The sequence below is a fragment of the Xanthobacter autotrophicus genome, assembly GCF_005871085.1.
Lineage (GTDB): Bacteria > Pseudomonadota > Alphaproteobacteria > Rhizobiales > Xanthobacteraceae > Xanthobacter > Xanthobacter autotrophicus.
On sequence record NZ_VAUP01000037.1, the window covers coordinates 156088 to 170087 of the forward strand.

12 protein-coding genes are annotated in these 14000 nt (G+C 68.2%); 6 read left to right on the forward strand and 6 right to left on the reverse strand.

The window, feature by feature from the left end:
* Positions 1 to 49: 49 nt before the first annotated feature.
* From FBQ73_RS18510 to rsmA, 3 genes are all read left to right on the forward strand, one after another.
* On the forward strand, positions 50 to 961 hold the full coding sequence (locus FBQ73_RS18510) for a SurA N-terminal domain-containing protein (RefSeq protein ID WP_138400965.1): 912 nt from the start codon (positions 50 to 52) through the stop codon (positions 959 to 961).
* Positions 962 to 1095: 134 nt separating this feature from the next.
* Positions 1096 to 2148, forward strand: coding sequence for a 4-hydroxythreonine-4-phosphate dehydrogenase PdxA (gene pdxA / locus FBQ73_RS18515; protein WP_138400966.1), 1053 nt, complete (start codon positions 1096 to 1098; stop codon positions 2146 to 2148).
* Entirely contained in the window at positions 2145 to 3020 is an 876-nt protein-coding gene (rsmA, locus tag FBQ73_RS18520; protein ID WP_138400967.1) for a 16S rRNA (adenine(1518)-N(6)/adenine(1519)-N(6))-dimethyltransferase RsmA, read from the forward strand. Before pdxA ends, rsmA begins: the two co-directional genes overlap by 4 nt.
* On the opposite strand, the gene FBQ73_RS18525 is transcribed toward rsmA, so the two are convergent.
* The 3 genes from FBQ73_RS18525 to FBQ73_RS18535 all read right to left on the reverse strand — a co-directional run bounded on the left by FBQ73_RS18525 (position 3005) and on the right by FBQ73_RS18535 (position 4682).
* Complete coding sequence (locus FBQ73_RS18525) at positions 3005 to 3379, reverse strand: hypothetical protein (RefSeq protein ID WP_138400968.1); 375 nt, start codon at positions 3377 to 3379, stop codon at positions 3005 to 3007. The two genes, rsmA and FBQ73_RS18525, sit on opposite strands and share 16 nt — an antisense overlap.
* Positions 3380 to 3485: 106 nt before the next feature.
* The gene (locus tag FBQ73_RS18530; RefSeq protein WP_138400969.1) at positions 3486 to 4112 is read right to left on the reverse strand and encodes a YeeE/YedE thiosulfate transporter family protein; all 627 of its coding nucleotides are present in this window, start codon (positions 4110 to 4112) and stop codon (positions 3486 to 3488) included.
* A 30-nt stretch (positions 4113 to 4142) separates the two neighbouring features.
* Complete coding sequence (locus tag FBQ73_RS18535; protein WP_138400970.1) at positions 4143 to 4682, reverse strand: YeeE/YedE thiosulfate transporter family protein; 540 nt, start codon at positions 4680 to 4682, stop codon at positions 4143 to 4145.
* Positions 4683 to 4876: 194 nt separating this feature from the next.
* On the opposite strand from FBQ73_RS18535, the gene FBQ73_RS18540 reads away from it, so the two are divergent.
* Positions 4877 to 5458, forward strand: coding sequence for a methyltransferase family protein (locus FBQ73_RS18540; RefSeq protein WP_138400971.1), 582 nt, complete (start codon positions 4877 to 4879; stop codon positions 5456 to 5458).
* Here the strand turns inward: FBQ73_RS18540 and metH are convergent.
* The 3 genes from metH to FBQ73_RS18555 all read right to left on the reverse strand — a co-directional run bounded on the left by metH (position 5421) and on the right by FBQ73_RS18555 (position 11295).
* On the reverse strand, positions 5421 to 9155 hold the full coding sequence (gene metH, locus FBQ73_RS18545; RefSeq protein ID WP_138400972.1) for a methionine synthase: 3735 nt from the start codon (positions 9153 to 9155) through the stop codon (positions 5421 to 5423). The two genes, FBQ73_RS18540 and metH, sit on opposite strands and share 38 nt — an antisense overlap.
* Positions 9156 to 9322: 167 nt before the next feature.
* Positions 9323 to 10276, reverse strand: a complete 954-nt coding sequence (gene metF / locus FBQ73_RS18550) for a methylenetetrahydrofolate reductase [NAD(P)H] (protein WP_138400973.1) — start codon at positions 10274 to 10276, stop codon at positions 9323 to 9325.
* The gene (locus tag FBQ73_RS18555; protein WP_138400974.1) at positions 10276 to 11295 is read right to left on the reverse strand and encodes an ArsR/SmtB family transcription factor; all 1020 of its coding nucleotides are present in this window, start codon (positions 11293 to 11295) and stop codon (positions 10276 to 10278) included. The genes metF and FBQ73_RS18555 overlap by 1 nt, the downstream gene beginning before the upstream one ends.
* 301 nt (positions 11296 to 11596) lie before the next feature.
* On the opposite strand from FBQ73_RS18555, the gene FBQ73_RS18560 reads away from it, so the two are divergent.
* Complete coding sequence (locus FBQ73_RS18560) at positions 11597 to 12832, forward strand: L,D-transpeptidase family protein (protein WP_138400975.1); 1236 nt, start codon at positions 11597 to 11599, stop codon at positions 12830 to 12832.
* Positions 12833 to 13386: 554 nt separating this feature from the next.
* The gene (locus FBQ73_RS18565; RefSeq protein ID WP_138400976.1) at positions 13387 to 13962 is read left to right on the forward strand and encodes an HdeD family acid-resistance protein; all 576 of its coding nucleotides are present in this window, start codon (positions 13387 to 13389) and stop codon (positions 13960 to 13962) included.
* Positions 13963 to 14000 lie beyond the last annotated feature (38 nt).

A 14000-nucleotide genomic window follows, 5' to 3' on the forward strand; every position in this document is an offset into this window, starting at 1 on the left:
CCGCCACAGGAAGGGGACACAAGTCGCCGTCTGACCTTCGGACAGGACCATGCAGCTGCGTCATTTCCTTCTCACGGCCCTTGCTCTGGCCTTCTTCGCCCTCGGGGCCGGCACGCCGGCCCAGGCCCAGCAGATCATCGTGATGGTGAACGGGGATCCCATCACCACCTATGACGTGGCTCAGCGCCAATTGATGCACCAGATGATCGAGCGCAAGGGCGTGACGGCGCAGCAGGCCCTCGAGGACCTCATCGACGAGCGCATCAAGATCCAGCAGGCCATTCGCCTCAAGATTGATGTGGACCAGAAGGACGTGGACCGCCTGTACGCGGGGGTGGCCGAACGGTCGGGCCGCACCGCCGAGCAGCTCAGCGAGAGCTTCAAGCAGCAGGGGCTCAACGACCGCACGTTCAAGCAGAAGCTGTTCGCCGATTATGTCTGGGGCCAATATGTGCGCGCCCGCTCGGGCACGGTGAACGTGCGTGACGCGGACGTGGTCGCCGCCCTGCAGAAGCGCGGCACGACTCAGATGATCGCGACTGAATACACCCTCATGCCCATCGTTTTCGTGGTACCGCGCACCGCCGGCAACTACGGCGCCCGCCTCGCCGAGGCCAATGCCCTGCGCGGCCGCTTCACCGACTGCGACGCTGGCGCGGACATGGCGAAGTCGTTGAAGGAAGTGGTGGTGCGACCCAAGGTGACGCGCCTGTCCTCCGAGATGCCCGCGCCGCTGCGTCAGCTCCTCGACAAGACTGAGATCGGCCGCCTCACTCCTCCGGAAGTGGCCCAGTCTGGTGTTGAGACCTTCGCTATCTGCGGCAAGCGCGAAGTGCGCGGCGAGAGCTCGCAGAAGAAGGAAATCAAGGACGAGCTGTCCAGCGCCCAGTTCATCGCCGAATCCAAGAAGTTCATGGCGGAGCTGAGGAAGCAGTCGCTCATCGAGTACCGCCGCCGCTGAAGCGCCCACGGCTTGCAAACCGCAGCCTTAGATCCGACCTTATGATTGAAGGGCGGTTCTAGCGAGCCTGTCACGCTGTTCCACGCGTTTTCATGACGCAAAACCGGTCTCAACTTTTGCGGAAAAACGCTGTGATGGTCGCGCCCGCCCCCTTGGTCCTGTCCCTCGGCGATCCCGCCGGCATCGGTCCCGACATCACGCTGAAGGCCTGGGCGGAGCGCCGGGAGCTTGGTCTGCCCGCCTTCCTGGTCGCCGGCGACCCCGGGGCGCTCAAGGCCCGCGCCCGCCATCTCGGCCTCACCGTGCCGCTGGCCGAGACCGGTCCGGAAGACGCCGCAAGCCGCTTCGCCGAGGCTCTGCCGGTGATGCCCGCTGGCCCCGCCTCCACCGCCATGCCCGGCAAGCCCGATGCCTCCAGCGCGCCCTGCGTGGTGGCAAGCCTGGAGGCAGCGCTCGGCCTCGTCCAGGCCGAACGCGCGGCGGCGCTGGTCACCAATCCGCTGGCGAAGTCGGTCATGTATGCAGGGGGCTTTCCGTTTCCGGGCCACACCGAATTCCTGGCCGCCCGCGCCGCGCGCGCCGGCCGTCCCGCGCCTCATCCAGTGATGATGATCTGGTCGGAGCAGCTCGCCGTGGTGCCGGCCACCATCCACCTGCCCTATGCGGAGGTCCCTGGCCATCTCACCATCGAGCTGTTGGTTGAGACCGGCCGCATCATCGCCGCCGACATGGCCCGGCGCTTCGGCCTTGCGCGGCCCCGGCTGGTGTTCTGCGGCCTCAACCCCCATGCGGGCGAGGAGGGCACCCTCGGCACCGAGGACGAGGCCATCGTGCGCCCCGCGGTGGACGCCCTCAAGCGCGAGGGCATCGACGCCCGCGGCCCGCTTCCCGCCGACACCCTGTTCCACCCGCAAGCGCGGGCCGGCTACGACGTGGCGGTGGGCATGTATCACGACCAGGTGCTGATCCCGGCCAAGACCCTGGCCTTCCACGACGGTGTGAACGTGACCCTGGGCCTGCCCTTCATTCGCACCTCGCCAGATCACGGCACCGCGTTCGACATCGCCGGAACGGGCCGTGCCAACCCCTCGAGTCTGGTGGCGGCGCTTCGGCTCGCCCGCCGCCTCGCGGATGCGGAAGCGGGCCTTGCCGCGCGCGAGGGCCGGCGCGCGGTGAGCGTGGCGTGAGCGCCCTCGACGAATTGCCGCCGCTGCGTGACGTCATCCGGCGGCACGGCCTCTCGGCGCAGAAGTCGCTGGGCCAGAACTTCCTTCTGGATCTCAACCTCACCGGCCGCATCGCCCGCGCCTCCGGCCCCCTCGAAGGGGCGACCGTGGTGGAGGTGGGCCCGGGGCCGGGCGGGCTGACCCGGGCTCTGCTCGCCTTGGGCGCGAAGCGCGTCATTGCCATCGAGCGCGATCAGCGCTGCCTCGATGCGCTGGCGGAAGTCAGTGACCATTATCCGGGCCGGCTGGAGGTGATCTCCGGCGACGCCCTTAAGGTGGACGTGCGCCCGCTCGTCGGCGACGGTGAGGTGCGGGTGGTGGCGAACCTGCCCTACAATATCGCGACGTTGCTGCTCATCGGCTGGCTCTCCACGGATCCCTGGCCGCCGTGGTTCGCCTCCCTCACCCTCATGTTCCAGAAGGAAGTGGCGGAGCGCATCGTCGCTGCGCCGGGCTCGAAGGCCTATGGCCGGCTGGCGGTGCTGGCGGGCTGGCGGACCACGGCGCGCATCGCCTTCGATGTGGCCCCCTCCGCCTTCGTGCCGCCGCCGAAGGTGACCTCCTCCGTGGTGCATCTGGTGCCGCGGGCGGAGCCTTTGCCCTGCGCCCTCTCCGCTTTGGAGAAGGTGACGGAAGCCGCCTTCGGCCAGCGCCGCAAGATGCTGCGCCAGAGCCTGAAATCCCTGGGTGTGGACACCGCCGCCCTGCTCGCCGCCACCGGCGTGGAGGAGACGGCGCGGGCCGAGGAGATCGATGTCGCCGGCTTCGTCAGGCTGGCGAATGCGTTCGTGCAGCTGAAGGCGGGGACCCCAGCGGATCAGGCCGCGCGGTAGGCCTTCAGGTAGCGAGCCTCGGACATGCGTTTCACGGCATGGAAGGGCGCGAGGCGCGGCGGCACCACATTGCGCCCGGTGTCGCGGAACACCAGCATGCCCGCATCCAGCGTGTCCACGACGCAGATCAGCTCCGGCTTGAACACCGCGGCGGGCCGGCGTTCCACCAGCACGGCGGACGGCTCGTTGGGATTGCTGTCGAAGCCCGCGGGCACGGTTCCGTGCTTCAGCGCCACGAGCCAGTCGCGGACCGCTTCCGTCACGATGATGCCCCCACAGGGGACGATCGCATTCTCGATGCCCGGCAGCTTGCGGATTTTGCGTCCGCCGGAGGCGATGAGCAAAAGGTCGTTGCTCACCGGCCCCTGAGCCGCAGCTTGCGAATGGCGGTGAGGGCGGCAAAGACTGCGCCGAGGATGACGATGCGGCGACCGGAAGCCGAGGATGGGGGCGCCGGCACGGCGCTCACTCCACCGGCTTCAGACGCGCGCCCGCCACGGCGGATTGGGTCACGGCGGGGCCGAAATCGCCATCCACATCGGCTCCCAGCTCGCGCTGCCACGGGCGCCAGCGCTCCAGCACCACCAATGCCACCACCAGCACTGCTGCCAGGCCCAGGGCAAGAACGGTGTAGGACAGGCCGGTGAGATCCATGAAGGTCAGCTTGCCCGGGCCGCCGCTGAGCAGCCACGGCGCCAGCGCCGGCTCGGCATAGCCGAACGCCACGGCCCCGGCGATGCCGCCGGCCAGGGTGAAGAGGGCGTCGCGATAGCCGGCGCCGATCTGCGCCAGGATGGTTCCCGGACAGGCGCCGGCCAAGGCGATGCCGGCGCCCAGCACCAGGCCACCCAGCACGTCCGCCGCATAGAAGGTGGCCTTTGGCGCCAGCTTCACCAGGCCGAAGCCATGCAGCGTCGCCAGCACCACGGCACCGGTCGCCACGGCGGTGAGGAACACCTTCAGCATGATGAAATTACGCATCTGCATTTGGCCCACGATCATGCCAGGCTCGAAAACCCGCGCCTTTTCAAGGGCGAATCCGAAGACGATGCCCATGGCAACGCCGGTGAGGATGGCGGAAAGGACGGACATGGCTGTTCTCCCTGTGCGTGAGGGCGCGCTTCAAATGCGGCGCAGGACGAGGAAGGCGGTGGCGATGCCGCCCACGAACATGAAGGTGACGGCGATGGTGGAGGACATCGCCATCTGCGCCATGCCCGAAAGGCCGTGCCCGGAGGTGCAGCCGTCCGCCAGCCGGGCGCCGAACAGCATGATGAAGCCTGCGACGAATGCCACCATGTAGCGCACCGCCGGGCTGGAGGTTCCCAGCGCCCGGCGCCACACCGGCGAGATGGGCTGACGGCGGGCACCGGACAGCCGCATGGAGACGAAGGCGCCGATGGCAACGCCCACCACCAGCGCCACCTGCCACAGATTCTTCCCGGTTGCGGCCACGTGCTTGGCCACATAATCGATCTGCATCACCGCCGGATCGAACAGGGCGGCAAGGGCGCCGCCCACGGTCACATAAGACGAAGACGCGCCGAGGGCGGTCGAGATGAGCAGGAAGGCGGGCACCTGCAGCAAGCCGATGACGATCCCCGCCGCATAGGGCGACCAGGCCTTCCGGCGAAGGAAGCAGGCTCCGGAGCTGCAATTCATGGGGCTCTCCCTGGGTGGTCCGAATTTGTGCGGCGTGGTTGTCCACGCGCAGCGGCCGACGCCAGCGGCGACCCATGCCCGCACAACATTCAATATATTTAAATTAAATTATATGAATGTTTTGACAAGAGGCACATGCTGCCGCAGGCGCCCACCCGTCCGCCGCGTGCTATCCCGCACCTGGGAGACCGCCCATGATCGTGCCCGACGCCACCCCGCCCGACCCGTGCCCGCCCGACCCCTGCCCGCCCGATGCCTGCGCCGCGCGGCCGAACCGCCTGCCCTGGCCACCCATGATCTATGGCGGGGCGCTGGCTGCGGCGCTGGCCCTTGGCGCCCTCGCCCCGTCCTTTTGGCCGCCCCTCCTCGCCGGTCCGGCAGTGCGCGGCGGCGGCGCTGTCGTGGCGGGGCTGGGATTGGGGCTCGATCTGTGGGCGATCGTCACCCTCCATCGCGCCCGCACCAATATCCTGCCCCACCGGGCGGCGGACCGACTGGTCACGAGCGGGCCGTTCGCGCTCTCGCGCAACCCCATCTATCTGGGCAACACCCTGCTTTTGCTGGGGTTGGGGATGGCTCTCGCCAATGGCTGGTTGCTGGCGGCGGCGCTTCTCGCCGCGCTCGCCACCGACCGCCTGGCCGCCCGCCGGGAAGAGCGCCATCTCGCGGCGAAGTTCGGCGCCGCCTTCGATGCCTATGCGGCGCGGGTACCGCGCTGGATCGGCTGGTGGCGCGCGTCTACTCCGCCGCCTCCACCCGGGCCGGATCGTAATTGAGGATGGGCGCGAGCCATCTCTCGGCCTCTTCCACGCTCCAGCCCTTGCGGGCGGCATAGTCCTCCACCTGGTCGCGCTCGATGCGGCCGACGCCGAAATAGGCGCTCTCAGGATGGGCGAAATAGAAGCCCGACACCGCCGCCCCCGGCCACATGGCGAAGCTCTCGGTGAGGTGGATGCCCACCTTGTTCGTAGCCTCCAGCAGCTGGAACAAGGTCGCCTTCTCGGTGTGGTCGGGCTGCGCCGGATAGCCCGGTGCGGGGCGGATGCCGCGATAGCGCTCGGCGATGAGGTCATCGTTGGCAAGCGCCTCGTCCGGTGCGTAGCCCCACAGCCGGGTGCGCACCAGATGGTGCATGCGCTCGGCGAAGGCCTCGGCGAGGCGGTCGCACAGGGCCTTCAAAAGGATGGCGGAATAATCGTCGTTGGCCGCCTTGAAGGCCGCCACCCGCTCCTCCTCGCCAATGCCGGTGGTCACCGCGAAGCCGCCCACATAATCGGCGACCCCGCTCTCCAGCGGCGCGACGAAGTCCGATAGCGCGAGGTTGAACCGTCCGTCCCTCTTCGCCAATTGCTGACGCAGGGTGTGAAGCGTGGCCAGCGGCGTCTTGCGGGTGTCGTCGCGGAACAGGACGATGTCGTCGCCCATGGCGTTGGCGGGCCAGAATCCCACCACGGCGCGGGCGGTCACCCACTTTTCGGCGACCATCTTCTCCAGCATGGCCACCGCGTCGGTGAGCAGGGCGCGGGCGGGGGCGCCCACCACCTTGTCCTGGAGGATGGCCGGATAGCGCCCGGTCAATTCCCAGGACTGGAAGAAGGGCGTCCAGTCAATGAAGCGCATTAGGTCGGACAGGTCGTGGTCCTCGAACACATGGGTGCCGAGAAACGCCGGCTTGGGCGCCTCATAGGCGGAAAAATCCAGCTTCAGGGCGTTGTCGCGCGCCTTGGCGAGGGGCACGCGCTGCTTGTTGGCGTCGGCCCGCGCATGGGCTTCGGCGAGCTTGCGATACTCGGCGCGGATGTCCGCCACATAGGCGCCGCGCGTGTCCTTGTTGAGCAGATTGGAAACCACGCCCACCGCCCGGCTGGCGTCGGTGACATAGACCGCCTGCCCGCGTTCGTAGCGGGGCGAGATCTTGACCGCCGTATGGACCCGCGAGGTGGTGGCCCCGCCGATGAGCAGCGGCAGGGAAAACCCCTCACGCTCCATCTCGGCTGCGACATTCACCATCTCGTCCAGTGACGGCGTGATGAGGCCGCTAAGGCCGATCACGTCCACCTTCTCGGCCCTGGCGGTTTCGAGGATCTTGGCCATGGGCACCATGACGCCGAGGTCGATGACCTCGTAATTGTTGCACTGGAGCACCACGCCGACGATGTTCTTGCCGATATCGTGCACGTCGCCCTTCACGGTCGCCATCAGCACCTTGCCGGCGGCGGAAGCCGAGGTAACGCCCATCTCCTCCTTTTCCTTCTCCATGAAGGGCATGAGATAGGCCACCGCCTGCTTCATCACGCGGGCGGACTTCACCACCTGGGGCAGGAACATCTTGCCGGCGCCGAACAGGTCGCCCACCACGTTCATGCCCGCCATCAGCGGACCCTCGATGACGTGGAGCGGACGGGCGACGGATTGGCGGGCTTCCTCGGTGTCCACCTCCACGAAATCGGTGATGCCGTTGACGAGGGCATGGGCGAGGCGCTTGTCCACCGGCCAGGAGCGCCAGGCGAGATCCGCCTCACGCTTCTCCTTGCCGGCGGTGCCCTTGAAGCCTTCGGCGATCTCCAGCAGGCGCTCGGTGGCGTCGGGACGGCGGTTCAGCACCACGTCCTCGCAGGCCTCGCGCAGGCCGGGCTCGATCTCGTCATAGACCGCGAGTTGGCCGGCATTGACGATGCCCATGTCCATGCCCGCCTGGATGGCATGATAGAGGAACACCGCGTGCATGGCCTCGCGCACCGGCTCGTTGCCGCGGAACGAGAACGACAGGTTGGAGACACCGCCCGACACGTGGGCGTGGGGCAGGTTCTGCCGGATCCAGCGGGTCGCCTCGATGAAGGCGACGCCATAGCCGGAATGCTCCTCGATGCCGGTGGCCACCGCGAAGATATTGGGATCGAAGATGATGTCTTCCGGCGGGAAGCCAAGCTCCTGCGTCAGGATGCGGTAGGCCCGCGCGCAGATCTGTGTCTTGCGCTCGAAGGTGTCGGCCTGGCCTTCCTCGTCGAAGGCCATCACCACCACGGCGGCGCCGTAGCTGCGGACCAGCCGGGCCTTCTCGCGGAAGGCGTCCTCGCCCTCCTTCATGGAGATGGAATTGACGATGCCCTTGCCCTGAAGCCGCTTCAGCCCCTCCTCGATGATCTCCCACTTGGAGCTGTCCACCATCACCGGCACCTTGGCGATGTCCGGCTCCGAGGCGACGAGGTTGAGGAAGGTGATCATGGCCGCCTCGCTGTCGAGGAGGCCTTCATCCATGTTGATGTCGATGACCTGGGCGCCGCTCTCCACCTGGTCCCGCGCCACCGCCAGCGCGGCGGCAAAGTCGCCATTGGTGACGAGCTTCCTGAAGCGGGCGGAGCCGGTGACGTTGGTGCGCTCGCCCACGTTCACGAAGGGAATTTCCGGCGTCAGCTCGAACGGCTCCAGGCCGGAGAGGCGCAGGCGCGGCTCGATCTGCGGCACCACGCGGGGGGCCTTGCCCTTCACCGCTTCAGCGATGGCGCGGATGTGGGCGGGCGTGGTGCCGCAGCAGCCGCCCACGATGTTCACGAGGCCGGAGGCGGCGAACTCACCCACCAGCTCCGCCATGGCTTCCGGGCTCTCGTCATACATGCCGAATTCGTTGGGCAGGCCGGCATTGGGATAGGCGCACACCAGCGTGTCCGCCACCCGGCCGATCTCGGCCACATGGGCGCGCATCTCCTTCGCCCCCAGCGCGCAATTGAGGCCGATGGAGAATGGCCGGGCGTGCTGGAGCGAATACCAGAAGGCGGCGGGCGTCTGGCCCGACAGGGTGCGGCCGGAGAGGTCGGTGATGGTGCCGGAGATCATCACCGGCAGGCGGATGCCGCGCTCGGCGAACAGCTGCTCGATGGCGAAGATGGCCGCCTTGGCATTCAGCGTATCGAAGATGGTTTCCACCAGCAGGATGTCCGCCCCGCCGTCGATAAGGCCGCGCGCCTGCTCGTGATAGGCGCGGGCGAGGTCGTCGAAGGTCACGGCGCGGAAGCCGGGGTCGTTCACGTCAGGCGAAATAGAGGCGGTGCGGTTGGTGGGGCCAAAGGCGCCGGCGACGAAGCGCGGGCGGCCATCCTCCGCCTGCGCGATATCGCCGGCCTCCCGGGCGAGGCGGGCGCTCTCGAAATTCAGCTCATAGACCAGCGCTTCCATGCCGTAGTCGGCCTGGGCGATGGTGGTGCCGGAGAAGGTGTTGGTCTCCACCATGTCCGCGCCGGCGCGAAAATATTCGAGGTGAATGGCGCGCACCGCGTCCGGCTGGGTGAGGCTGAGAAGGTCGTTGTTGCCCTTCACGTCGCGCGGCCAATCGGCGAAGCGCGCGCCGCGATAGCCGGCCTCGTCGAGCTTCAGCCCCTGGATCATGGTGCCCATGGCGCCGTCGAGCACTAGGATGCGCTCGGACGCGGCCTGGGCGAGGGCGGAGAAGATGTCGGCTGCGCGGGTTTCGGTCATGGCTGGGTGATCTCGGGCTCGGGGCTTGGCACAGCCTCGGTGAAACAGATGGGCGTCCGTCGCCGGACGAAAACACGGCATCGTCGCCATTCTTGCCGGCGGCGATGGGACTGAGGCTCCCTCCCCCTCCCAACCCTCCCCCGCAAGCGGGAGAGGGCCTTTAGCGCTCAGATGGCGACTGCCTTTGGCGCATCCGCCACCGCGCTCGCCGCCTTGGGCCGCAGGCCCAGGAGGTGGCAGATGGCGTAGACGAGGTCGGCGCGGTTCAGCGTATAGAAATGGATATCGGTGACGCCGCGATCAACAAGGTCGGTCACCTGTTCGGCGGCCACGGCGGCGGCGATGAGCTTGCGCGTCTCCACATCGTCGTCGAGCCCCTCGAACCGCCGCAGCAGCCAGGCCGGCACGCTGGCGCCGGTGCGGGTGGCGAAGCTGGAGGCCTGCTTGAAGTTGGTCACCGGCAGGATGCCGGGCACGATGGGAATGTCGATGCCCCGCGCCCGCACCTTGTCCAGATAGCGGAAATACACGTCGTTCTCGAAGAAGAACTGGGTGATGGCGCGGGTGGCGCCCGCATCCACCTTGGCTTTCAGCACATCGATGTCGGCATCGATGCTCGCGCTCTCGGGATGCTTTTCCGGATAGGCGGAGACCGACACCTCGAAATCGCCGAGGCGCTTGATGCCGGCCACGAGGTCATTGGCATAGGCGTAGCCGCCGGGATGGGGCTCGTAGGCCGTGCCCACCCCGGTCACCGGGTCGCCGCGCAGCGCCACGATATGCTTCACGCCCGCCTCGCCGTAGGCGCGCACCACCGCGTCGATCTCGTCCCGGGTCGCGGCCACGCAGGTGAGGTGGGCGGCGGGGGCAAGGTCGGTCTCCTTGGCGATGCGCTCCACGGTGGCGTGGGTGCGCTCGCGGGTGGAGCCGCCGGCGCCGTAGGTGACCGAGACGAAATCGGGCGACAGCGGCGCGAGGCGAGCGATCGACGACCACAGGGTCTTTTCCATCTCCGGCGACTTCGGCGGGAAGAACTCGAAGGAGACCTTCACCGGCGGCCGGTCCATCTCCCGGCTCGCCCGGACCGGGGCGGGAGCAGGAGCAAGGGCGGGCGTGGTCATCAGGCAATCTCCCTGTCGGCAAGGTCGGCCTCGGCCATGAGCACGCGCGGGTCGCGCGCCAGCCAGAGCGAAACGGTGAGCCCGTCCCCCGCCTTGCCGTCTGGCGCGAGGGTGCGGAAGGTGACGAGGTCCAGCCCGGCGTCGGCGAGCCACCCCTCCACCGTCTCGCGCGGGAAGCCGAGATGGCGGTGGGCGTGGGCGTCGCGCAGGAATTCGAGGCCGTGGGGCGCGAAATCCACCACCAGCAGCCGGCCGCCGGGGCGCAGCACCCGCGCCGCCTCCTTCAGGGCGCGGCCGCCGTCGTCGAGATAATGCAGAACCTGGTGCACGATCACCGCATCGAACGAATCGCGCGGCGCCGGGACGGCATAGATGTCGCTCTGGCGCAGCAGGCAATGGCGGATGCCGGCCCGCTCCAGATTGGTGCGGGCGACGCCCAGCATATCCGGCGACAGGTCGATGCCCATACCGCGCTCGATATCAGGGGCGAACACCTCCAGCATGCGGCCGGTGCCGGTGCCGAGGTCCAGCAGCGATCTGATGGGCGCGGCGCCCAGCACCTGCCGCACCGCCGCTTCCACCGCCGCCTCGGGCACGTGGAGCCGGCGGATCTCATCCCACTCGCGGGCGTGGGCGGCAAAATAGGCCTGCGCTGCCGCAGCGCGTGCCGCCCGCACCGCCACGAGGCGCGCCCGGTCGCCCACCAGCACCGGATCGTCGCGGTCCAGCAGCTCAAGGAGCGCGGTGCCGATTCGCCCGCCCGCCCCATCCGCCGCCCGACGATAGAAGATCCAGCTCGCCTCCCGGTGCCGCTCCACCAGCCCGGCCTCGGCCAGCAGCTTGAGATGGCGGGAAATGCGCGGCTGGGATTGGCCCAGGATCTCGGTGAGGTCCGAAACCGTAAGCTCCGCCTCGCCCAGCACCGCGACAAGGCGCAGGCGCGTATCCTCGCCCGCCGCCTTCAGGCTTTCGAGCACAGCGGGGAACGAGAAGGACGGGCGGGATTTCGCATTCGACATAAAGATATCTTTATATCCTAACGTCGACACATTCAAGCGTCTCCCTCTCGCTCGGCTACATCGCCTCCTGCGAAGGGCCGGCACCGTAGCCGCACGGACAGGGGCAGCCATGCCGATCACGATCAGCGGCGCTGCGCGAAGTGCCATTGCGCCAACGTTCATGCGGGCATAGAGGCTTTTGTTACAGATCTGTGGAGGTGTAGGAATGCCCGGCGCTTCCGTACGATATTACCGATGTGGCGTGCGAAATTTTTCCGCGCCCGTTTCCAATTTCGTCACGTTTCACGGTTAACCCTCTCACATGACCTTGCGCCACAAACTTCTCCTCGCCGCCTTCGGGGCATCGGTTCTCACCGCGCCGGCCTTCGGCCAGGCCACCAACGGCACGAACTACAGCCTGCCCGCCAACGCGGCAGACGAAGAGGAAACCGGCACGCTACCGCCCGGCTCCGTGGGGGGCTATGGCGCGCCGCCGCCCGGCTATTCCGATCCCTATGCCCGCCAGGCTCCCGTGCGCCGGGACCAGTTGGAGCGCACCGAGCTGCCGCCCCCCGGCCAGCAGGCGACGCCCGGCTATGGCGCCCCCGCAGCGCAGCCTTATCCGCAGCAGGCCTACCCCCAGCAGGGCTACCCGCAGCCCGTGCAGCCGACCTATTCGGCCGCGCCGAGCGCCGTCGCCCCCCAGGGCGGCCCGCAGCCCGCCGCGGTCGTGCCGCAGGGTCAAATCTACGGCAACCAGGGCTATAGCCAGCAGACCTACGCGACGCCCCAGGCGGCTCCGACCGCAGGCGCCTATGGCCAGCCGGCCCCCGCCGCCTATGAGCCTCCGGCACAGGCCACCTACGGCGGCTCTGGCCGCGGCGCGGTGGACCAGGACGCCATCTACGCCAGCATCAACGCCGGTCCGCCGCCCGCCGGCGCCTATTCGCCCAACGCCGCCGTGGTGCCCGGCACCACCGAGGCGCCGTCTGGCCCGCGCATCGAGAACGTGGATCCCACCGAGCCGGTGCCGGAGCGTTTCCGCCGCCAGACGGTGGATTATGTGACCACCCAACCGGCTGGCACCATCATCATCGATACGCCCAACACCTACCTTTATTACGTGGTGGGTGGCGGCAAGGCGATCCGCTACGGTATCGGCGTGGGCCGCGAGGGCTTTACCTGGGCCGGCACGCAGAAGATATCCCGCAAGGCGGAATGGCCCGATTGGCGCCCGCCGTCGGAGATGATCCAGCGCCAGCCCTACCTGCCGCGCTTCATGGCCGGTGGCCCGGGAAATCCCATGGGCGCCCGCGCGCTCTATCTGGGCAGCACCGAGTACCGCATCCACGGCACCAACGAGCCCCAGACCATCGGCAAGTTCGTGTCGTCCGGTTGCTTCCGTCTGCTGAACGCCGACATCGAAGACCTGTTCGACCGCGCCGGCGTGGGCACCAAGGTGGTGATCCTGCCGAAGACCGGCACGCCGCAGGCCAATGCGGGCGCCCCGGTCTCCACCGCGTCCGCCGGCAAGCCGGTGGTCCCGGCCCAGCGCTGATTCTTCAAACCCGGTCGGCGTCCTGCGCCGGCCGGGTTCACCTGCTGCTCTCCCACCTCCCGGGTCCACCCCGGCAAGCCGGCGCCCAAACATCCCTCATGCGGGATGCCTCCCGGTTCCAATCCGGAGACGCGCGATGACGGCGACCCTCGAGCCTGCGTCCCGGCCTGCCGGTGCCTCGGCTTTTTCCAGCTCCCAGGCTCCCTTCCCGTTCACCGCCGGTTCCGAACACCGCTGACGCGCGAATCGGAGCGGCCGTTGCCCGTCTTGCGGGCCGGTTGACGACGCGCCGGACGATGGGTCGTGTTCCTGTTTGAAAGCAAGCCATTCGCCCTCTCTCCCGCTCGTCGGGGAGAACAAGGGCTGCCCGGTCAGGGCCTGGCACATTCAGATTGAGACACCACCTTGCGTCGCCGTTCCGAGCACCGGATTGCACCCCAACTCCGGTACACCCCGCGCTGTGAGCTGCCGGTTCCTCCTGTATGATCGCAGGGGGTGGAACGACTCACCCCAACCGGCGAGGGATCTACGGCCTCGCATCCGGAGACGGCAAAATGACAATGCCTGCGCAGACCCCCGCATCCACCGTTACCGATCAGCTCCACGCCATCCGCGCCAGCTGGGGCTGGTTCGCAGTGCTGGGCATCGCATTCATCGTGCTCGGGTTCGTGGCCCTCGCCCATGTGCTCGCCTCCACCTTCGTCACGGTGCTGTGGGTGGGCGCGCTGGTTCTCGTGGGCGGCGTGGTCCAGGTCATCCACGCCTTTCGGGTCCAGGGCTGGGGCCGCTTCTTCTACTGGCTGCTGGCCGGCGTGCTCTACGTGGTGGCCGGTGGCCTTATGATCTACAACCCGCTGCTGGGTGCCGGCGTGCTGACGCTCATGATCGGCGTGGCGCTGGCGGTAGAAGGCATCTTCCGCATCTTCGCCGGCGTGGGCTCGCGGCCCGCCAAGGGCTGGGGCTTCATCGTGGTGTCGGGCATCGTCACCCTGCTGCTTGGCGCCATCATCATCGCCCGCTGGCCGGTGAACTCGCTCTACATCCTCGGCCTGTTCCTGGGCGTCGACCTCATCGTCAACGGCGTCGGCACGCTCATGTTCGGCCTCGCCCTGCGCGAGAAGAAGAGCTGAGGCCCGTTCTGCCCCGTCCGAACCATCGGGCGGAGCGG